The organism is Chitinimonas sp. BJYL2, from assembly GCF_027257935.1.
In the GTDB taxonomy this organism is placed as follows: domain Bacteria; phylum Pseudomonadota; class Gammaproteobacteria; order Burkholderiales; family Chitinimonadaceae; genus Chitinimonas.
Genome location: NZ_JANZKW010000001.1, coordinates 778,830 through 798,830, shown reverse-complemented (window position 1 = coordinate 798,830; position 20,001 = coordinate 778,830). Strand labels below are relative to the sequence as shown.

19 protein-coding genes are annotated in these 20,001 nt (G+C 61.9%); 9 read left to right on the top strand and 10 right to left on the bottom strand.

The features are described 5' to 3' along the window. Positions 1-42 precede the first annotated feature (42 nt). The 4 genes from O9X62_RS03790 to yihA all read right to left on the bottom strand — a co-directional run bounded on the left by O9X62_RS03790 (position 43) and on the right by yihA (position 2,254). Positions 43-558 carry a chemotaxis protein CheW gene (locus O9X62_RS03790; RefSeq protein WP_269531429.1) on the bottom strand — a complete coding sequence of 172 codons (516 nt, stop codon included), beginning with the start codon at positions 556-558 and terminating at the stop codon, positions 43-45. A gap of 13 nt (positions 559-571) precedes the next feature. Then, a complete protein-coding gene (locus O9X62_RS03785) occupies positions 572-931 on the bottom strand; it encodes a PleD family two-component system response regulator (RefSeq protein WP_374708386.1) in 360 nt (119 codons plus the stop codon). 28 nt (positions 932-959) lie between these two features. After that, on the bottom strand, positions 960-1,343 hold the full coding sequence (locus O9X62_RS03780) for a PleD family two-component system response regulator (RefSeq protein WP_269531427.1): 384 nt from the start codon (positions 1,341-1,343) through the stop codon (positions 960-962). A gap of 284 nt (positions 1,344-1,627) precedes the next feature. Further along, positions 1,628-2,254 (bottom strand): ribosome biogenesis GTP-binding protein YihA/YsxC, encoded by a 627-nt coding sequence (gene yihA / locus O9X62_RS03775; protein ID WP_269531426.1) that lies wholly within the window; start codon positions 2,252-2,254, stop codon positions 1,628-1,630. 198 nt (positions 2,255-2,452) lie between these two features. Here yihA and O9X62_RS03770 point away from each other — a divergent pair, with 198 nt between their 5' ends. From O9X62_RS03770 to ccsB, 3 genes are all read left to right on the top strand, one after another. After that, complete coding sequence (locus tag O9X62_RS03770) at positions 2,453-3,073, top strand: cytochrome c (RefSeq protein ID WP_269531425.1); 621 nt, start codon at positions 2,453-2,455, stop codon at positions 3,071-3,073. 85 nt (positions 3,074-3,158) lie between these two features. Further along, complete coding sequence (locus tag O9X62_RS03765) at positions 3,159-5,201, top strand: cytochrome c biogenesis protein ResB (RefSeq protein WP_269531424.1); 2,043 nt, start codon at positions 3,159-3,161, stop codon at positions 5,199-5,201. Next, entirely contained in the window at positions 5,198-6,358 is a 1,161-nt protein-coding gene (gene ccsB, locus O9X62_RS03760) for a c-type cytochrome biogenesis protein CcsB (RefSeq protein WP_269531423.1), read from the top strand. The genes O9X62_RS03765 and ccsB overlap by 4 nt, the downstream gene beginning before the upstream one ends. Positions 6,359-6,426: 68 nt before the next feature. Here the strand turns inward: ccsB and O9X62_RS03755 are convergent, their stop codons facing one another. Next, positions 6,427-7,149, bottom strand: a complete 723-nt coding sequence (locus O9X62_RS03755; protein ID WP_269531422.1) for a 16S rRNA (uracil(1498)-N(3))-methyltransferase — start codon at positions 7,147-7,149, stop codon at positions 6,427-6,429. A gap of 107 nt (positions 7,150-7,256) precedes the next feature. Here O9X62_RS03755 and O9X62_RS03750 point away from each other — a divergent pair, with 107 nt between their 5' ends. From O9X62_RS03750 to gabD, 5 genes are all read left to right on the top strand, one after another. Then, on the top strand, positions 7,257-7,808 hold the full coding sequence (locus O9X62_RS03750; RefSeq protein ID WP_269531421.1) for a thioredoxin family protein: 552 nt from the start codon (positions 7,257-7,259) through the stop codon (positions 7,806-7,808). A 102-nt stretch (positions 7,809-7,910) separates the two neighbouring features. Next, entirely contained in the window at positions 7,911-8,990 is a 1,080-nt protein-coding gene (locus tag O9X62_RS03745) for a CoA transferase (protein WP_308446421.1), read from the top strand. A gap of 113 nt (positions 8,991-9,103) precedes the next feature. Continuing rightward, entirely contained in the window at positions 9,104-10,255 is a 1,152-nt protein-coding gene (locus O9X62_RS03740; RefSeq protein ID WP_269531420.1) for an ABC transporter substrate-binding protein, read from the top strand. Between the two features lie 120 nt (positions 10,256-10,375). Then, entirely contained in the window at positions 10,376-11,638 is a 1,263-nt protein-coding gene (gene gabT / locus O9X62_RS03735; RefSeq protein ID WP_269531419.1) for a 4-aminobutyrate--2-oxoglutarate transaminase, read from the top strand. Between the two features lie 60 nt (positions 11,639-11,698). Continuing rightward, a complete protein-coding gene (gene gabD / locus O9X62_RS03730; protein ID WP_269531418.1) occupies positions 11,699-13,153 on the top strand; it encodes an NADP-dependent succinate-semialdehyde dehydrogenase in 1,455 nt (484 codons plus the stop codon). 253 nt (positions 13,154-13,406) lie between these two features. On the opposite strand, the gene O9X62_RS03725 is transcribed toward gabD, so the two are convergent. Then, positions 13,407-14,645, bottom strand: a complete 1,239-nt coding sequence (locus tag O9X62_RS03725) for a cyanophycinase (protein ID WP_269531417.1) — start codon at positions 14,643-14,645, stop codon at positions 13,407-13,409. Positions 14,646-15,007: 362 nt separating this feature from the next. Between O9X62_RS03725 and O9X62_RS03720 the strand changes: the two genes are divergently transcribed. After that, the gene (locus O9X62_RS03720) at positions 15,008-17,719 is read left to right on the top strand and encodes a TonB-dependent receptor (protein WP_269531416.1); all 2,712 of its coding nucleotides are present in this window, start codon (positions 15,008-15,010) and stop codon (positions 17,717-17,719) included. 138 nt (positions 17,720-17,857) lie between these two features. Here O9X62_RS03720 and O9X62_RS03715 read toward each other — a convergent pair whose 3' ends face one another. The 4 genes from O9X62_RS03715 to nadD are packed head-to-tail and all read right to left on the bottom strand — an operon-like array spanning position 17,858 to position 19,998. Continuing rightward, positions 17,858-18,451, bottom strand: a complete 594-nt coding sequence (locus O9X62_RS03715) for a nucleoside triphosphate pyrophosphatase (protein WP_269531415.1) — start codon at positions 18,449-18,451, stop codon at positions 17,858-17,860. A 6-nt stretch (positions 18,452-18,457) separates the two neighbouring features. Continuing rightward, positions 18,458-18,925: a 23S rRNA (pseudouridine(1915)-N(3))-methyltransferase RlmH gene (gene rlmH / locus O9X62_RS03710; RefSeq protein WP_269531414.1), complete on the bottom strand. Its 468-nt coding sequence runs from the start codon at positions 18,923-18,925 to the stop codon at positions 18,458-18,460. Between the two features lie 18 nt (positions 18,926-18,943). After that, on the bottom strand, positions 18,944-19,345 hold the full coding sequence (gene rsfS, locus O9X62_RS03705; protein ID WP_269531413.1) for a ribosome silencing factor: 402 nt from the start codon (positions 19,343-19,345) through the stop codon (positions 18,944-18,946). Continuing rightward, positions 19,342-19,998, bottom strand: coding sequence for a nicotinate-nucleotide adenylyltransferase (gene nadD / locus O9X62_RS03700; protein WP_269531412.1), 657 nt, complete (start codon positions 19,996-19,998; stop codon positions 19,342-19,344). The genes rsfS and nadD overlap by 4 nt, the downstream gene beginning before the upstream one ends. Positions 19,999-20,001 lie beyond the last annotated feature (3 nt).

The window sequence follows — 20,001 nt, the reverse complement described above, 5'->3', positions numbered from 1 at the left end:
TGCAGCTTTGCGCCGTCACCCCGGCTTTGCGCCACACGATGCTTAAATCGTACCTACTTGCAAGAACGGTGCTTGTTGCACCAGCTCGGTAATACGCATTTCCCGCCATTCGCGGCCGTCGGCATCCCGCCGGGTCGGACCGCACCATGGTACGGCGGGATCGGCTTCGGCCACGGTTTCCATGCCTTGTACATTGCGCAGGCCCAACATCCGGTTGACCATCAGCGCCGAGTTGGCAATGTGACGCGGGTGGATGATCAGTAGCCGGCTGGCCACGGCCGCCTGTACCGGTTCGTCGCCGAGAAAGCCCGGCAGATCGACCACGCTGTACAGGTTGCCGCGGATATTGGCCACACCCTTGAACCAGCGCCGCGTCAGCGGCACGTGAGCGATATTGGGCACCGGCAGCACTTCGCTGACGTCGGTGAGATCCAGCAGCCAGGCCTGATCGCCCACCTGGACGCCGAGCTTGGTCGTAACCGTGTGAGTGGCAGGCAGGGCGCGCAGTCGTGCGACCACGCTCTCCTGGTATTCGCGGAGGCTGATGCGGCGGGCCATGGGGTGCCGGGCTCTAGCTCAGTGCCGCGATCTGCTTGAGCAGCTCTTCCGGGTTCACGGGCTTGATCACGTAGCCACGTGCGCCTTGGCGCTTGCCCCAGACGATATCGGTCTCCTGACCCTTGGAGGTGCACATGATCACCGGGATGTGCGCAGTGACGTCATCCTTGGTGATGGTGCGGGTTGCCTGAAAGCCATTGAGGCCGGGCATGACCACGTCCATCAGGATCAGGTCAGGCATCAGGTCCTTGACGCGCGCCACGGCTTCTTCGCCGCTTTCGAGGGTCATGACCTGAAAGCCGTTCTTGGTGAGCAATTCGCCCAGAAAGTGACGTTCGGTCGGGGAGTCGTCGACGATCAGGATTTTCTTGATGGTCATATGCGGGATCCTATGGGTCGCCTCAGGCGGCGTTTGCGTGCATGCCGACAGCCTGCAGCAGGCTGTCCTTGGTAAAGGGTTTGGTCAGGTACTCATCGGAGCCGACCATCCGGCCACGGGCCCGGTCAAACAGGCCGTCCTTGGACGACAACATGATGACGGGCGTGGACTTGAACTTCGGGTTCTTCTTGATCAGGGAACAGGTTTGATACCCGTCCAGACGGGGCATCATCACGTCCACGAAAATGACATTCGGGAGATGGTCGCTGATTTTGGCAAGTGCATCGAAACCGTCCTCCGCGAGGATGACTTCGCACCCGGCCTGGCCGAGGAAGATTTCGGCACTGCGGCGGATGGTGTTGCTGTCGTCAATGACCATGACCTTGATGCCGGCGAGATTCTGCATCGCCTGTCTCCTGTTTTAATTACGCCGCAGCGGTGCGCGGGCACGTATTGCAGCATTGGCTAAAATAGCACAATTGCCCTTGCGTCCACTATGACATGAGCAAGCGGCTGTTAGAAATGTAATAAAAAAGCCCGGCATTGGCCCGAACAAATAAAAAACCCCGGCCAAGGGGATGGAGGCCGGGGTCGAAATGCCCGGCCGTGGGTGACCGGGGCCCGCTCAGGGAGGGAAGCGGGAGGTGCGCGTTACACCTGCCGAGTCAGAGCGGGGATTCGGGATAAAGTTCACTGATCGGCATCGTCGGTCTGGCTGACGGCGTCATGTGCCTGGGCGAACCAGCCACCGACAACCGCTTCGGCCTCTTCGATGCCGGTTTTCTTGAGGCTGGAGAAGAGCTGGGCCGTGCATTGCGGCCAGGTATCGAGCTTGGCCTTCACCGCCGCCAGCGTCTTGGCCTGCTCCTGGCGGGTCAGCTTGTCGGCCTTGGTCAGCAAGACGTGCACGGGGCGGCCGGTGGGGATGAACCAGTCGAGCATGCGCACGTCCAGCGGCTTGAGTGGATGGCGCGCATCCATGAGCAGCACGAGGCCGATCAGGTTGTCGCGCGTGGCCAGATAGTTGCCGAGCAGCTGCTCCCAATGGTTGCGGATGGCCTCGGGCACCTGGGCGTAACCGTAGCCGGGCAAATCAACGAGGAAGCGTCCCTCGCCGAAGGAAAAGTAATTGATATGCTGGGTACGGCCCGGTGTCTTGGAGACGAATGCCAGCCGGTTGTGATCCGCCAAGGTATTGATGGCACTGGATTTTCCGGCGTTGGAGCGGCCGGCAAAGGCGACTTCAACGCCCTCGTACGGGAGCATCCGCATCTCGTTGACGGTGGTGTGGAAGCGGAGTTGGCGAAACAGCGACATGGGGAACGTCCAATAGGGTTGTAGCGTCGGCTTTGGCGACGCACTAAGCTTCGGATAGAATATCAGGTTTGTATCGTCAGGCTCGCTGCCCGGCGCTTCCCGATCCAGGTCGCGCAGTGATCCCGCAGGCTCGAAAAACCAAGAACCCACGGCGGGCGCCGACTTGCCCGTTTCGTCCGTCACCAAGGAGTTGTCTCTATGAAACGTAGCGTGCTGGCAGTACTGCTTGGCTCGATCGCCACCTTCGCCATGGCGACGAACGCCCCGGCGCCCGCTGCGAAGGCCGATCCCGCCAAGGGCAAGGCCGTCGTCGAGAAGGTGTGTGCCGCTTGCCACGGCCTGGATGGCAACAGCGCTGCGGGTGCCAACCCCACGCTGGCCGGTCAGCATCCGGAATACCTGTATGCGCAGCTGGTGGCATTCAAGAAGGGTGAGCGCAAGAACGCCATCATGATGGGTCAGGTTGCCACCATGTCGGACGAAGACATGAAGAACGTATCGGCCTACTTCGGCACCCAGAAGATCAAGCCGCGCGGTGCAACCGACAAGGCACTGATCGCTGCCGGCAAGAAGATTTATCAGGGCGGTAACCGCGAGACCGGTTTGCCGGCCTGCATGGCCTGCCACGGCCCCAATGGTTCGGGCATGCCGATCCAGTATCCGCGTCTGGGTAGCCAGCACGCTTCGTACGTTGTCGCTTCGCTGCAGGCTTACAAGGCCGGCACCGACCGCAAGAACGCAGTCATGGGCCCGATTGCGGCCAAGATGACGGATGCCGACTTGAAGGCGGTGTCCGAGTACATCGCCGGCTTGCGCTGATTGGCCTGAGCCGGGAATTTTCCCTGGCAGCCAGTGACAAAGGGGTGGCCTTGCCGCCCCTTTTCTACTTGATCCGGAACCCTCTGTGCGTCGTCTCTCCTTTGCCCGGGCGCTGTTCGAGCTGTTCAGCTCCATGCGCTTCGCGATCAGCCTGCTGACCATACTGGCCATTGCCTCGGTGATCGGCACGGTACTGCAGCAGAACCGCCCCTATCCCGACTACGTGTTCGAGTTCGGCGATTTCTGGTTCCAGCCCTTCGAGCGCTTGGGCTTGTTCGATGTTTACCACGCGAGCTGGTTCCTGATCATCCTGCTGTTTCTGGTGATCTCGACCTCGCTGTGCATTTATCGCCAGTTGCCGGGCATTGTCCGCGACATCAAGTCCTGGCGTGAGCAGGCTGGGCTCAAGTCCCTGCGCAGCATGCATCACCACGACGAACACCCCCTGCGGGTGGATGCCGCGACGGCGTTGAGCCAGGCGCAGGCCTGGTTTGCTGCGCAGGGCTATAAATTCAAGCAGGTCGAACGCCCCGAGGGCACCTTGCTGGTCGCCAAGAAAGGCGCCTTGCAGCGACTGGGCTATCTGCTCGCGCATGCCGCGATTGTGGTGATCTGTATTGGCGGTCTGCTGGATGGCAATCTGCCGCTCAAGCTGCAGGCCTTGATGGGCAACAAGCAGCCCGAACTGCGCAATGTGCCGCAAAGCCAGATTCCCGGCATCAGCCGCTTGCCGGCCAGCAATGGCTCCTTCCGCGCCAATATTGACGTGCCGGAGGGCGGCGTGGCTGACGTGGCCTTCCTGAACGCGGGGCGTGGCTACTATGTGCAGGAACTGCCCTTCCTGATCCGTCTGAAGAAGTTCCATATCGAGCACTACAGCAGTGGCCAGCCCAAGCTGTTTGCCAGTGATATCGAAGTGATCGAAAAGGATAGCGGCAAGATCACGACCGCCACGGTCAAGGTCAATCACCCGCTCATTGTCGATGGCGTCGCCATCTATCAATCGAGCTTTGGCGATGGCGGCTCCAAGCTGCAATTTGCCATGTGGGACTGGACCAGCACCTCGGCGACCTCGGTCCCGCTTGCGGCGGTATCTCAGAACACACTGCCGTTCGACTGGGCTGGAACGCCACTCACGCTGGAATTCGGTGAGCTGCGCCCGTTCAATATCGAGAGCCTGCCCGATACCGCCGAGGCGGCTGGCGGCATGGCCAAGATGATCCAGGATGCCCGCGAGGTGCGCGCGCCCAAACGGGTGAAGAATCTGGGCCCCTCGGTACAGTTCAAGGTACGTGATGGTCAAGGTCAGGCGCGCGAGTATCTGAACTACCTTGCCCCGTTTGAGGAAGATGGCCGCTATTACATGATGACGGGCATGCGCAGCGAGCAGGCGGCACCATTTGCCTTTGTGCGCGTCCCGCTGGATGCCGAGTTCAAGCCCGATGGTTTCATGCGCCTCAAGGCCGTGCTGCGCGATCCGTCCGCCTGGGCCGAGATTGCCCGCCGCACGGCCGATAAGGCTGCTAGCGAAGGCGCCGTCAGCGCTGAATTCCGCGCGCCCTTCGAGCAAAGCGTGCGCTGGGTGTTGCAGCGTTTCTCCGAAGGCGGTTTTGTGGCGCTGGAGCAGTTTCTGGACGACAAGGTCCCGCAAGACAAGCGCAAGGCCGTGGCGCAAACCTATATCAAGCTGCTGCAGGGTGCGGTGATCGATGCCGATGCCGTCGCCAACGAGCGCGCAGGGCGGGCACCCGTAGCGGTGGACGAAAAGCGTTATCGCTTCTTGATGGATGTGCTCGTTGCCATGTCGGCCAGCTTTGACTACGGCAGTCCGTTCTGGCTGCAGCCGGTAGGGTTTGAAGAAGTGAAGTCCAGCGGCTTCCAGGTGGCCCGCAGTCCCGGCCAGCCGCTGGTTTATCTGGGCAGTCTCTTGCTGGTGCTGGGCATTTTCTGCATGTTCTACATCCGCGAGAACCGTATCTGGGTCTGGGCGCTGGATCGCGGTGACCAGCCCACTTTGTTGCTGGCGCTCAGCAGCAACCGCCGTGACGCGCTGACCGAGCGCGAATTCGCATCCCATCGTGCCGCATTGGTCAGCATGGCCGGCGCAGCACAGGAGTCCACTACATGAACACCACCACCCTTGCGGCCAATGCCGCTCTCAACGCCCAGTTGCCCTTCTGGCGCAAGCTGGGCTGGGCTGATTACGGCTTTGCGCTGTTCGTGATCGCGCTGTCTGTCGCGGCTTTCCAGCGCTTTGGCAGCTTCATGGACGGCTACGAGCAGGCCATTCTGGTCGGTACGGCCATCGGCACCATCGCGCTCGGCTGGTTCTGGAAGGCCTTGCGCGTGCTGGTGCCCGTGAGCATTGTGCTGTCGCTCGGTGCTGTCAGCTTGTATGGAGACGATCTGGGTCGTGCACAGACCGCGTTCTGGCTCAAGTACGCACTCGCCAGCCAATCGGCCGCCATGTGGATGTGCGTGCTGTTCTTCCTGGCCACCGCCATGTACTGGGTGGGCTTGCTGCGGCGCTCCAATACCGCGGAACTGATCGCGTCGGGGCTGACCTGGGCGGCCTGCGGTGCGGCTTGCGTGTGGTTCTTTGTGCGCTGGTACGAGAGCTACCTGATCGGCCCCGATGTGGGCCACATCCCGGTATCGAACCTGTATGAAGTGTTCATCCTGTTCTGCCTGATCACCGCCTTGATGTACCTGTATTACGAAGGCCGCTTTGCCACCCGCCGCATGGGCGCCTTCGTGCTGCTGATCATCACCGCCGCCGTCGGTTTCATCCTCTGGTACACGCTGGATCGCGGGGCGCACGAGATCCAGCCGCTGATCCCGGCGCTGCAATCGTGGTGGATGAAGATCCATGTGCCGGCCAACTTTGTCGGTTATGGCGCCTTTGCGCTGGCTGCCATGCTGGGTATTGCGCAATTGCTCGTCTCGCGCGGTTGGCTGGCAGACTACCTGCCTAGCCATGACACCTTGGGCGAGGTGATGTACCGCGCGATTGCCGTGGGTTTCCTGTTCTTTACCATTGCCACGATTCTGGGGGCCATGTGGGCGGCCGATGCCTGGGGTGGATACTGGAGCTGGGACCCGAAGGAGACCTGGGCGCTGATCGTTTGGCTCAACTACGCGGCCTGGTTGCATGTGCGTCTGGTCAAGGGCTGGCGCGGCGATGTGCTGGCCTGGTGGGCGGTGATCGGCCTTTTTGTCACCACCTTTGCCTTCCTGGGCGTGAACATGTTCCTCTCGGGGCTGCACTCCTACGGTTCGCTCTAAGCCTGCCGGCATCCCGAATGCAAAAGGGCAGACCCGCGGGTCTGCCCTTTTTGTTGTTTGGTGCCGGTTCAGAAGTCGCCGTAGCGCGCCTGCAGCAAAGCGGCAATCACCGGCGTGACTGTTTCGGTACGGAAAAGGCGCGGCCCCAGGATCAAGGGGGTAAAGCCGGCGGCGATGGCGGCCGCCTCTTCCTGATCCGAGAACCCGCCCTCGGGGCCGATCAACACCTGCACCGAGCTGGTCTTGGCGGGTAGTTCATCGAGCCGCTTTGCACCGGTGGGCGAGAGCAGCAAACGCAGCTCGGCGGCCGGCATGCGGCTTAACCAGTCATCAAACTTCATTGGTGCAAGCAGGGTAGGCACGCGAGTGCGTCCGCATTGCTCCGCCGCCGATTCGGCAACGCCACGCCAGTGCTGCAAGCGTTTCTCCACCCGGTCGGCGGCCAGCTTGTGGCCGCAATAGGCGGACTGCACGACCTGAATCGTGTTCACGCCCAGCTCGGTGGCCTTCTGTACGGTGTAGTCCATGCGTTCGGCGGCCGAGAGCGCCTGCACCAGAGTCAGTTGCAGGGGTGATTCGCGTTCGTCGCTGGTCTGGCTATCCACCTGCACCGAGACATGGCGTTTACCCATGGCCGTGACCGTGGCCTGATACTCGCCGCCCAGGCCATTGAACAGGGTGATGGCATCGCCGGGCTGCAGGCGCAGGACCTGCACATGGCGGGCCACGGTCTCGGGCAGATCCAGCGAGCTGGCCACATGAAGTGGAGCATCCAGATAAAAGCGGGGCATGGGCAAAGGAATCGGCAATCGGAGTGCAGCATTATGCCAGCCGACACCATCCTATAATCACGACATTACCGCGCCCGTCGGGCGTGCTCTGCCGGGAGTGCTATACCGTGGCCAGTCTGACTTCTGCCTTGATCGAGCTGGGTACGCCCGCTGTCGATTTCGACTTGCTGGGGGTGGATGAGCGGCGTTACCACCTTGCCGATGTGCGAGGCGCCAATGGCTTGCTGGTGATGTTCATCTGCAACCATTGTCCCTACGTCAAGGTGATCCGCGAGGCGCTGGTGGAGACCTGCAAGGAGTTGGAGAGCTATGGCATCGGCAGCGTGGCGATCAGCGCCAATGATCCGGAGGCCTTTCCGGAAGACGACTTTGAGCCGATGAAAGCCTATGCCAAAGCCTACAACTTTGGCTTCCCCTATCTGTTTGATGATACCCAGCACGTGGCGCGCGCGTATGGCGCGGTCTGCACCCCCGACTTCTTTGGTTACGACATGGATCTGAAACTGCGCTATCACGGCCGCTTCGATGCTTCCGGCCGGCAGTTCCAGCCCGGCGCGCCGCGCGAACTCTTTGAGGCCATGAAGGCGATTGCCATGCTGGGCACCGGTCCTGCGGTGCAATACCCGAGCGTGGGTTGTTCGATCAAATGGCGCGACTGAGGCCGCTCTCCTTGACCTGCTTGGCAAGAAAAACGTCGCCGCCGTTCTAAGCAGCAAGAAGGCTCGCTATGCTGCAGGCCTTCGTCTCCGTGGAAGCTCCGCATGCAAGACCCCCGCAAGCCGCTCGCTGGCGTGAAGGTTGTCGAGTTCGGCACCTTGATCGCCGCACCGTTTGCCACTCGGCTCATGGCCGACTTTGGCGCCGAGGTCATCAAGATCGAGTCGCCGGAGGGCGATCCGCTGCGACGCTGGCGCCGGCTGCATCAGGGCACCTCGCTATGGTGGCATGTGCAAAGCCGGGGCAAGCGCTGCGTGCGACTCGACCTCAAATCCGCCGAAGGCAAGGCGGAAGCGCTGGCCCTGTGCGATGGCGCGGCGATTGTCGTCGAGAACTTCCGCCCCGGTGTGCTGGAAAAGCTGGGTCTGGGCTGGGATACCTTGTCGGCGCGCAATCCCAAGCTGGTCATGGTGCGGATCTCGGGCTTTGGCCAGACCGGCCCTTATCGCGACCAGCCGGGCTTTGGTGCGGTGGGTGAATCCATGGGCGGTCTGCGCTATGTGACCGGCTTTGCCGATCGCCCGCCGGTACGGACGGGCATCTCGATCGGCGATTCCATTGCCGCCCAATATGCCGTGATGGGGGCGTTGATGGCCTTGCGGCAGGTCGAGGTCAATGGCGGCAAGGGGCAGGTGGTGGATGTGGCGCTCTATGAGGCCGTGTTTGCCATGATGGAAAGCCTGGTGCCCGAATACGCCTACGATGGTTTCATCCGTGAGCGCACCGGCAACATCATGCCCGGCATCACCCCGTCCAATACCCATACCAGCCGTGATGGCGAGCACATCACTATCGGCGCGAACGGCGATGCGATCTTCCAGCGCCTGATGCGCGCCATTGGCCGCGAAGATCTGGCCGCTGCGCCCGATCTGGCCGACAACGCCGGCCGCGATGCGCGCCGCGATGAACTCTATGCGGTGATCGACCAGTGGGTCGCCCGGCACAGCGGGGCCGAAGTCATGGCAGTACTGGCCCGTGCCGAAGTGCCGGCCTCCAAGGTGTACTCGGTCGCCGACATGTTTACGGACCCCCATTTCAAGGCTCGCGAGATGCTGATCCCGCTCACGCTCGACGATGGCACCACGCTGCAGATGCCGGGGATTGTGCCCAAGTTGTGCGGCTGAGAGCCGACCCGCGCGCTGACATGCCGGCCGTATCCTCGCCACCCCGTTTCGGGTCGGTTTTGCTATAACGCCTTGATGCCGCGTGGATGGTCCGCGGCGGGATAGAGGACGCCATGCCCCAACGCCATTCGTGCCTGTTTGTCTTTGCGACCTGCGTGACGGCGACTTCAACCCTGGCCGTGCCGCTACAGGCGCTTGGGCCCGGCGAGGGGCGACTCAAGGTGATCGCCTGGCCCGGTTATCTGGAGCGGGGCGACAGCGATAAACGCTATGACTGGCTCAGTGCCTTCGAGCGGGATACCGGCTGCAAGGTCAGCATCACCACGGCAGCGACCTCCGACGCCATGATCGCCCTGATGAACAAGGGAGAGCATGATCTGGTCACTGCCTCGGGCGATGCCAGCTTGCGGCTGATTCTAGCCCGCAAGGTCCAGCCCTTGAATCTCAAGCTGATTCCCGCCTACGCCACGGTAGACCCGCGTTTGCAGAAGGCCCCCTGGCATGTGGTGGATGGCCGGCATTACGGCGTGCCCTATCAGTGGGGCGCCAACTTCCTGGCCTATAACACGCGGGTGTTTTCCAGCCCGCCTGATAGCTGGCGGGTGGTTTTCGAGGCACAGACATTCCCCGACGGCAAGGCAAGCAAGGGACGGATACAGGCCTATGATGCCCCGATCGCGATCGCCGATGCCGCGCTCTACCTCATGCACCAGCAGCCAGCGCTGGGCATACGCGATCCGTATGAGCTCAACGAGGCGCAATATGCAGCTACCCTGGCGCTACTGCGTGCCCAGAAGCCGCTGGTGCAGCGCTATTGGCATGATGTGAATCAGCAGATCAACGATTTCAGACGCGGTAGCGTCGTTGCCGCCAGCGCTTGGGGTTTCCAGATCAATGCCCTCAAGGCACAGGGTGTGCCGGTGGCGGGCGTCATTCCGCGCGAGGGTGCTACGGGCTGGGCCGACACCACCATGCTGCATGCCACGGCCCGGCATCCCGTGTGTGCCTACAAGTGGATGGAGTACTCGCTCAATCCCGTGCTGCAATCGGCCTTGGCCGAGTGGTTCGGGTCCAATCCGGCCGTCCCTTCGGCTTGCGATACCCCGGCGCCGGCCGGCACACGATTCTGCGCTACCAACGGTTTTGCCCGCATGAACCAGATCCGATTCTGGAAGACACCACAAACGCGATGCGCTACCCAGACGCGCTGCGTTCCTTACAGCCGCTGGGCCCAGGATTACCCCGCAATCATGGCCGGGCGCTGAGCCGATCGGCGGGTGTGCTGCAGCGCAACGATGCGTAAATTCACCGCTAGTGGTGAATTTATTCACCACTTGTGATTAAATTCCGGCTCTATTCCCTGCTAGCTGCCCGAGGTTGAGACCATGTCCAAGAATGCCGATCTTCATGCCCGTCGCCTTGCCGCCACGCCGCGCGGCGTTGGTGTGCTGGGCGATTTCTTCGCTGTCCAGGCTGACAACGCCACCCTGACTGATGCCGAAGGCCGCCAGTTCATCGACTTTGCCTCGGGTATTGCCGTGCTCAATACCGGCCACCGCCACCCCAAGGTGGTCGAAGCCGTGAAGGCCCAGCTCGATGCCTTCAGCCACACCTGCTACCAGGTTGTGCCCTATGAAGGCTATGTGCAGCTGGCCGAAAAGCTGAACCAGATCGTGCCGATTGCCGGCCCCAAGAAGACCGCCTTCTTCACCACCGGTGCCGAAGCCGTCGAGAACGCCGTCAAGATCGCCCGCGCCGCCACCGGCCGCAGCGGCATCATCGCCTTCTCGGGCGCTTTCCATGGCCGCACCATGATGGGCATGGCGCTGACCGGCAAGGTCAACCCCTACAAGCTCAACTTTGGCCCGATGCCTGCCGATGTCTTCCACGCCCCGTTCCCCGCACTGGGCGTCTCGGTGGCGGATACACTCAAGTATGTGCAGCACCTGTTCAAGTCGGACATCGATCCCAAGCGTGTCGCAGCCTTCATCCTCGAACCCGTGCAGGGTGAGGGGGGCTTCTATGTGGCGCCCAAGGAGTTGATGGTCGGTCTGCGCAAGCTGTGTGACGAACACGGCATCTTGCTGATTGCCGATGAAATCCAGACCGGCTTTGGTCGTACCGGCAAAACCTTTGCGATGGACCATCATGAGGTCAAGGCCGACCTGATGACCATGGCCAAGAGCCTGGCCGGCGGCTTCCCGCTATCGGCCGTGACCGGTCGCGCCGAGCTGATGGATGCGCCGGCCCCCGGCGGTCTCGGTGGTACCTATGCCGGTAGCCCGCTGGCTGTGGCAGCAGCGCTGGCCGTGATCGACGTGATCGAAGCCGAGCAGCTCAATGCCCGCGCCGAAAAGCTCGGCAAGGCGCTGATGGACAAACTCAACAGCCTCAAGGGTGCCGTGCCACAGATCGCCGATGTGCGCGGTCTGGGCTTTATGGTCGCCGTGGAATTCAACAAAGCTGGCTCCAGCGAACCCGATGCCGACTTCGCCAAGAAGGTGCAGACCGAGGCGATGAAGCGCGGCCTGATCCTGTTGACCTGCGGCGTCTACAGCAACGTGATCCGTTTCCTGGCCCCGCTGACGATTCCGGACGACCAGTTCGCCGAAGCACTGACCATCCTCGAAGCCGCCATGAAGGCCTGAGCAGGCGGTACTTGCTGACAACGGGCGGATCAACCGCCCGTTTTCCCTTGGAGCAACACCATGCTGAATCTCAAAGACCCCAGCCTGTTCAAGCAACAGGCTTACATTGATGGCCAATGGCTGAACGCCGATAACGGCGCCACCATTGCCGTGAATAATCCGGCTACCGGCGAAATCCTCGGCACTGTGCCCAAGATGGGCGCCACTGAGACACGCCGCGCGATCGAAGCCGCGGCCCGTGCCATGCCGGCTTGGCAAAACAAGACCGCCAAGGAACGTGCAGCCGTGCTGCGCAAGTGGTTCAACCTGATGATGGAAAACCAGGACGATCTGGCCGTCATCCTGACTGCCGAACAAGGCAAGCCGCTGGCCGAGGCCAAGGGTGAAATCGCCTATGGCGCGTCCTTCATCGAATGGTTTGCCGAAGAAGCCAAGCGCGTATACGGCGAGATGATCCCCACCGTGGCCAATGATCGCCGCCTGATGGTGCTCAAGCAGCCCATCGGCGTTACCGCGGCGATCACGCCGTGGAATTTCCCCAATGCCATGATCACGCGCAAGGCCGGCCCGGCGCTCGCCGCAGGCTGTGCTCAGGTGCTCAAGCCCGCCAGCCAGACACCGTTCTCTGCCTTGGCCCTCGCCGTGCTGGCCGAGCGCGCTGGCCTGCCAGCAGGCCTGTTCAGCGTCGTGACCGGTTCGGCACGCGAGATCGCAGGCGAAATGACCGCCAACGACACTGTGCGCAAGCTGAGCTTCACCGGCTCGACCGAAATCGGCCGCGAGCTGTACGCCAACTGCGCCCCCACGCTGAAGAAGATTTCGCTGGAACTGGGTGGTAACGCACCGTTCATCGTGTTCGACGACGCTGATCTGGATGCCGCCGTACAAGGCGCAATTGCGTCCAAGTACCGCAATGCCGGCCAGACCTGCGTGTGTGCCAACCGTCTCTACGTGCAGGCCGGCGTGTACGACCAGTTCGCTGCCAAGCTGGCCGAAGCCGTGGCCAAGCTCACTATCGGCAATGGTCTGGAGCCCGGCATCACCACAGGCCCGATGATTGACGAGAAGGCCGTGGAGAAGGTCGAAGAGCACATCGCCGATGCGCTGGAAAAGGGCGGCAAGCTGGTGCTGGGCGGCAAGCGCCATGCGCTGGGCCACAGCTTCTTCGAGCCGACCATCATTACCGGCGTGACCTCGGCCATGAAGGTGGCGCGCGAAGAAACCTTCGGCCCGCTGGCACCCGTGTTCAAGTTCGAGACCGAGGCCGAAGTGATCCAGATGGCCAACGACACCGAGTTTGGCCTGGCCTCCTACTTCTACACCAAGGACTTGGCGCGCGCCTTCCGTGTTTCCGAAGCGCTCGAATACGGCATGGTGGGTGTCAATTCCGGCCTGATTTCGAACGAGGTCGCCCCGTTCGGCGGCGTCAAGCATTCGGGCCTGGGCCGCGAAGGTTCGCGCCATGGCATTGAGGATTATCTCGAGATCAAATACGTCGCCTTGGCCGGCATGTAAGCGCAGCAAATACGGTCCACGCTGTACAGGTGGACCTTATTGCGGTATTCCGGTTTTGGGCATAGTATGAACGTAATCGCATCAGTAACGTGGATGTGAACCAGTTCCTCCTCCTCTTCCCGCCTTTGCCCTCTGGGCTGGCGGGATTTTTTTGTCCGCTATTTCTTACCGTTTCGTTTATGGCGGCTACGGCAAATAACCATGAAAAAGGGCCGGTGCGCACACCGGCCCTTTTTGCTGATGCAGGCAGCGATCAATCGCTGCGACGCTCGTACACGGGCTGGGCAAAGCGCACCGGTGTGACGTCGAGATACACATTGCTGACCGTGTAGTCCTCGCCACCGAACGCACCGGTAAAGTAGCCCAGACTGTCCTTGCCCTTGTAGAAGCGGAACTCGAAACCGTCGCTGCGATCCAGGCTGAACGCGAGGCCGATGATCTCGCGTTGCTTGCCGTCGATCAGGCGCGACATCAGGTTGACCACCGTGGTGTCACCCAGGACATCCGGGAAGAACGCGGGCTTGGTGAAGTAGGGCGAGAATTCCTTGGCATTCGGATCGATGCGCGTGCCGTTCAGTTTCTCGGCCGAGGGAATCAGCGTGCGTGTTTTCAGGTTGTAGCGATCGCCATGATCCAGATAGGTCAGCTTGGCGTTGCGCAGATTGAAGGGCTTGCGCTTGGTATCCGAGACCGCTTCGCTCAGGTCGATCAGCAAGGCACCCTTGTAACCCACCACCTCGACTTCATCGCCACGGAAGATGGTCGCGGTGTTTTCATCCACGCCGACGCCCATCTTCAAGCCCTTGGCGTGCATCGCGCGCAGCATGCGGCCAAAGCGACCGCGCTTGAGGAAGTGCTGGTCGATGAATACGCCACCCTTCACAAAACCCAGGCCGCGATCCAGTTCCTTGCCATCGCGCACACCCTCACGCATGGTGGTGAGCACGTCTTCCGCGTCGCGGAACATCGTCTCGCTCATGATGGCTGCGCCTGCACTGCTGCCCGCTACCACGCCACCGGACTGCTGCATCTCGTAGATTGCCTTGAGCAAGGGGGTGGGCTTGCCATCGGCCTCGAGCAGCACCGAGGTGATGCGCGATTGATCGCCGCCGGAGAAATAAACCCCGTCGCTGCTCTTGATCTGGTTGATCAGGGCCGGGTCGCGTACGGCCGCTTTGTTGTCCACATCCTTGAGCTTGGGGCCGATGCGGATATAGCTGGCCTCTGCGCCATGGCGATTCAGGGCGCGGATGATCAGGTCGGCGGACTTGTCGGGATTGGCGGCGGCCGCGGCGATCACGGCAAACCGTGCGCCCTTGCCTCCCGCCAGCTCGACCAGGCGGCCCCATACCTCTTCATTGTCGTAGCGCAGCGCGCCACCGATGGGCACCGCAATGCCCTGACCATCTTCGCCACGTTGCTCATTGGCCATGGCGGGCGCTGTCAGCAGCGAAGCCGCCAGCAGCAGGGAGGAAATGGAAACTAACTTCATCGCGCTTACCTTAATCATGAACACTCGGTCAGCCGATCATGGCATGAGCGTCGCATCTGTGTAATAGGCATTTGCCACGGGCTTAACTCCATGTCGCTTTCGCGAAAAGTGCCGTGGAATCCGTAGCTTGCTGTACTTGGTGCGGATCTGGCAAACCGGTGGTGTTGCCTGTCTGCAACCGGAAAAGCCCCGTGACCGGGGTGCTGCGACGAATATTTTCTGCTATTGCGACACTGACTTGTCAGATTGCGCAACTGTGTAGATCGGGGACTTTTTACGCGGGCAAGCATCGTTACACTCGGCTCCATGCTGACAGTTTCAAGCATACGCAGGTCAACTTTGTGACATGGATAGGGGCAATAATGAACACCAGAATTCGTAAAGACGTGTGGCAGGTTCGGCCTTGCGCGCAGGCCGTCGCGATTGCAGCCAGCCTGATGGCCGCCGGTTCGGTATACGCAGCCGACGAGGCGCCGGCCAAGGTCGAGAAGATCGAGATTACCGGTTCCAGCATCAAGCGTCTTGCCAATGAGACGGCGCTGCCGGTGCAGACCATCAAGCGTGAAGATATCGACAAGACCGGCGTGACCACCGCCGCCGAACTGCTCAAGAACATCAGCGCCAGCTCGGCCAACCTGGGCGACGGCGCCAGCATCTCGGACAACACCGGTGGCCAGCGCGGCTTCAACGGTGCCAACCTGCGTGGCGTGGGCGTCTCCAGCACGCTGGTGCTGCTGAACGGCCGTCGTCTGGCCAACTTTGCTTCGCCGGGCGACAGCGCTGGCGTTGACCTGAACACTATCCCGGCCGGTGCCATTCAGCGCGTCGAAGTGCTGAAGGACGGCGCCTCGGCCATCTACGGTACCGATGCCATCGGTGGCGTGATCAACTTCATCACCCGCAAGGATTACCAGGGTGTGGACGTCGGTGCCTATGTGGCCAAGACCGACGAAGGTGGTGCCGGCAAGCGTACCGTGACCATGAGCGGTGGCATGGGCGATGTGGACAGCGATGGTTACAACGTGTTTGCCTCGCTGGATCTGCAGCAACTCGACTCGCTGCGCAGCACCCAGCGCCAGTTCATCCAGGATCGCCCGCTGACCGAGACGGTGCCTTACTACCTCTCCAGCCGTCCCTATCCTGGCAATATCCGTCTGTCCAGTTCGGGCAGCACCCGCAGCGCCCAGCTGGCTGCCATCAACGCCGCCGGTTACACCTTCAATGGCCAGCCTTACACCGAGCGTACGATCAACCTGTTCGCACCGGGCTGTAACCCCCCTGCTTCGGTGTATGCACCGACCCAGATCGGTCGCCAGGCTTGCGGCTACGACTACATGGCCGACACCGAGATCTACCCGGAAGCCAAGAAGGCCTCGTTCTTGACCCGTGGTGTGGCGCAACTGGCCAACGGCCAGCAAGTGTTTGCCGAACTGATGATGGCGCGTGCCGAGACGCTGTACGTGCTCTCGCCCAACCCCACCACGCTGAGCGGTGTGAACTGGAGCGCTATCAACAGCTTCCTGCCGCGCCCGGTAACCCACCCCAGCACCTTCGAAGTCCGCTTCCGTGCTTCGGAACTGGGTAACCGCAGCAATGAAGTGACCAGCGATGCCAACCGCCTGGTGATCGGCACCTCCGGTCAGATTTCCCCGCTGTGGGACTACACCCTGGGCGCCAGCCACGCGCTCAACAAGGTCTCCGACCGCTATGTGAACGGCTACTTCAAGTTCAACGAACTGCTCGCCGCCGTGCGCGCCGGCCAGATCAACCCCTTCGGCCCCTCGCCAGCCGGCAGTCAGGCCCTGATTGCTTCCCTGCGCGTGGATGATGTCGCCCGCAAGAGCGAAGGCACCACCTCCGGTATCGACGGCAAGGTGACGGGTTCGCTGGGTCAGCTCGAAGGTGGCGACATCGGCATCGCGATTGGTGCTGAACTGCGCCGCGAAACCCAGAAGTTCACTCCCTCCGAACTGCTGGTCAGCAACAACATCGGTGGCGATCGCGACGGCAGCGGTACCAGCCCCAAGCTGGTTGCCACCAGCTACGGCCGCAACATTGCTTCGGCCTACACCGAAATCAACGCACCGTTCAGCAAGGCACTGGAAATCCAGGCCGCCCTGCGTGCCGACCACTACGAGAAGGTGGGCAACTCGGTGAATCCGAAGCTGGGCCTGCGCTGGCAGCCTAACCAGAAGGTGCTCGTCCGCGCCTCGGCCGGCACCGGCTTCCGCGCTCCGACGTTCAGCGAGCTGTATCGCCCCGCCTCCTACGGCACCAGCCCGGCTTTCCTGTACGACGCGGTGTACGACTCGTTCGATCAGTACCCGACCGAGAAGCTCTCCAACCCGAACCTCAAGCCCGAGAAGAGCAAGCAGTTCTCGGCCGGTATCGTGCTGGAACCGACCCGCAATGGCAGCGTGAGCCTGGATTACTGGCGCATCGAGAAGACCGATGTGATCAGCGATCTTTCCGGCAAGATCATTCTGGAAAACGCAGACCGCTACGCCAATTACATCAAGCGCGACCCGATCGACGACTATCCGACCCTGATCCTGCGTAAGGAAAACCAGGGCGGCCTGAAGACCTCGGGCCTGGATCTGGAAGCCAAGTGGCGCTCGCCCAGCACGGATGCCGGTCGTTTCGGCGTGCAAATGAGCGGCACCTATGTGATCGAGTACAAGCGCCAGTTCGGTGAGGCCGAGCCCTTCCTCGAGAACGCTGGCCGCTTCCTGCAGGATCAGACCATCCAGCGCTGGCGTCATCGTTTGTCGTTCGACTGGGATCGTGGTCCGTTCAGCGCCACCCTGGGCAACTCGTACTTCTCGGCACACACCGATGACAGCTACCTGCCGGGCACCGAGCCGCGCAAGGTCAAGGCTTACTCGCTGTGGGATCTGACGGGCAGCTACAAGTTCACCAAGAAGCTCAGCGTACGCGGCGGTATTCTGAACCTGGCCAACATCGAGCCACCGTTCAGCAACCAGTCGTACTACTTCCTGTCGACTTACGACCCGACTTACACCGACCCGCGTGGCCGTACTTACTACGCGAGCGTGAACTACTCGTTCAAGTAAGCCGAAGTCTGGTTGAGACAAACAAAGGCCCCGCAGATGCGGGGCCTTTGTTTATTGCTGGGGTTGTGGTCCGGTTGCGCGTTCACTTCAGTGCGCGGCGGCGCTGGCTGGGGGTGATGAGCGGACCGATGTATCAGTTCAGGCCCATAAGGGGTACGCGAATTCGCGGAGCAGGTCACCCGTCTCGGCCAGTGGCAGGCCGACCACGCCGCTGAAGCTGCCGGACAGCGTATCGATCAGCAGGGCGCCTCGGCCTTGAGCGCCATAGCTGCCGGCCTTGTCCATGGGTTCGCCAGTGGCTACATAGGCGGCGATGGTGGCTTCATCCAGGGTACGGAAGCGCACTTCCGTCATCGACGTACGAACGCCGATACGGTGACCATCCGTGACGGCGACCGCGGTGAGTACATGGTGGGTCTGGCCCGACAGGCTGCGCAGCATCGCGCATGCATCGGCGGTGTCGGCGGGCTTGCCTAGCAGGGTGTTGCCTAGTGCGACGGTTGTATCGGCGGCCAGCAACAGTCCCGCGGGTCGGGCGTCGCGCTGCACCACGGCCATGCCGGCGGCGGCCTTGCCGCGCGCAAGCCGTTCCACATAAGCCCGCGGTGCTTCATTGATCAGCGGGGTCTCGTCGATTTCGCAAACGATGCGTTCGATGGGAACGCCGATCTGGGCCAGCAGTTCGCGACGACGCGGGCTGGCCGAGGCCAGGTACAGCACAGGTTTGCTCATGAAGACTTACTCGCGGTGATAGGGGTGGCCCTGGTTTACCGCAACGGCGCGGTAAAGCTGTTCGGCCAGCAGCACACGGACCATGCCATGGGGCAGGGTCAGGGCCGAGAGTTGGAGCAGCTCGTTGGCTTGCTGTTTGACATCGGGGTGCAAGCCATCGGCACCGCCGATGACGAAGGCCACATCGCCGCCGTCACGCTGCCAGCCGGCGAGTTTCTCGGCGAGTTTCATGGTGGTCCAGGCGGCGCCGCGTTCATCGAGGATGATCTTGCGGCAACCCTGCGGCAGCGCCGCGAGGATACGGTCACGCTCGGTTTCCATGGCTTTGTCGACACTGGAACCGCTGCGCTGACCGGGCTTGAGTTCGATCAGCTCGATCTGCGCTTCACGCGGCATGCGTTTGGTGTATTCGCGGAACGCGTCTTCCACCCAGCCGGGCATCTTGTGGCCGACGGCGATGATGTAGAGCTTCATCGCGGCGTACCCCGGTAATTAAACCTTGGGGTCGTCGTGAGCCTGAATGGCGGCTTCCCACGGACGGGTCGGTGTGAACACGGGCTTCTGGCCGCCCCACAGTTGCTCGATATTGTAGTAGTCGCGCACCGGCGGCAGCATCACGTGGATGATCAGCGGGCCGGCATCGACCAGTACCCACTCGCCGCTCTGATCGCCTTCCATGCCCAGGATCGGCACGCCGGCTTCCTTGAGCTTTTCGCGCGCGTTGTTGGCCAGTGCCTTGACCTGACGGTTGGAGTTGCCCGAGGCCACGATCATGCACTCGAACATCGAGGTGAGCTTGGTGGTGTCGAGCACGAGGATGTCTTCACCCTTGACGTCTTCAAGGGCGGCAACGGCGATATCGCGCATCTGCGCAATGGTATGTGGCTGAGTCATGGGGGCGTCCGGTAAAGCGAACGCCGCTCGGCGTAATCGAGTACGGCAGCGGGCGCCAAGTAGCGGGCAGATTGCCCGGCAGCGAGGCGTGCACGGATAGCCGTACTGGAAATGGCGAGCGGCGTCGTTGGCAAAAGCGTGATTGTACCCGCTTCACCCGGCTTGGTCACGCTAAGTGATTGAATTCTTGGGAGGACTTGGCGCGTCAGGGCAGGGGAAGCCTGTTCCTGCCAGCGATCCAGATCAAAACCGGGCCGGCAGGCAACCGCCAGGCCGGCCAGATCGAACAGGGATTCCCAGCGGTGCCAACGGTCCAGATTGAGGAAACTGTCAGCACCGATGAGCCAGACCAAGCGGCTGTCTGCTGCAAGTTCGGCACGCATCTCGGTGAGCGTATCGATGGTGTAACAGGTGCGGCCACGGCGTAGTTCCCGGTCATCCACCCGCAAGCGCGGGTTGTCGGCCACCGCCAGCGCCACCATGGCCAGCCGGTCCGCATCACTGGTGCTGGCTTGCTGCCGATGTGGCGGCTGGCTGGTGGGGATCAGGTGCAGGCAGCTGAGGCCGAAAGCATCCGCAAACTCCTCGGCAATACGCAGGTGGCCGAAGTGGATGGGGTCGAAACTGCCGCCAAAGATACCGATGATGGCCAAGTC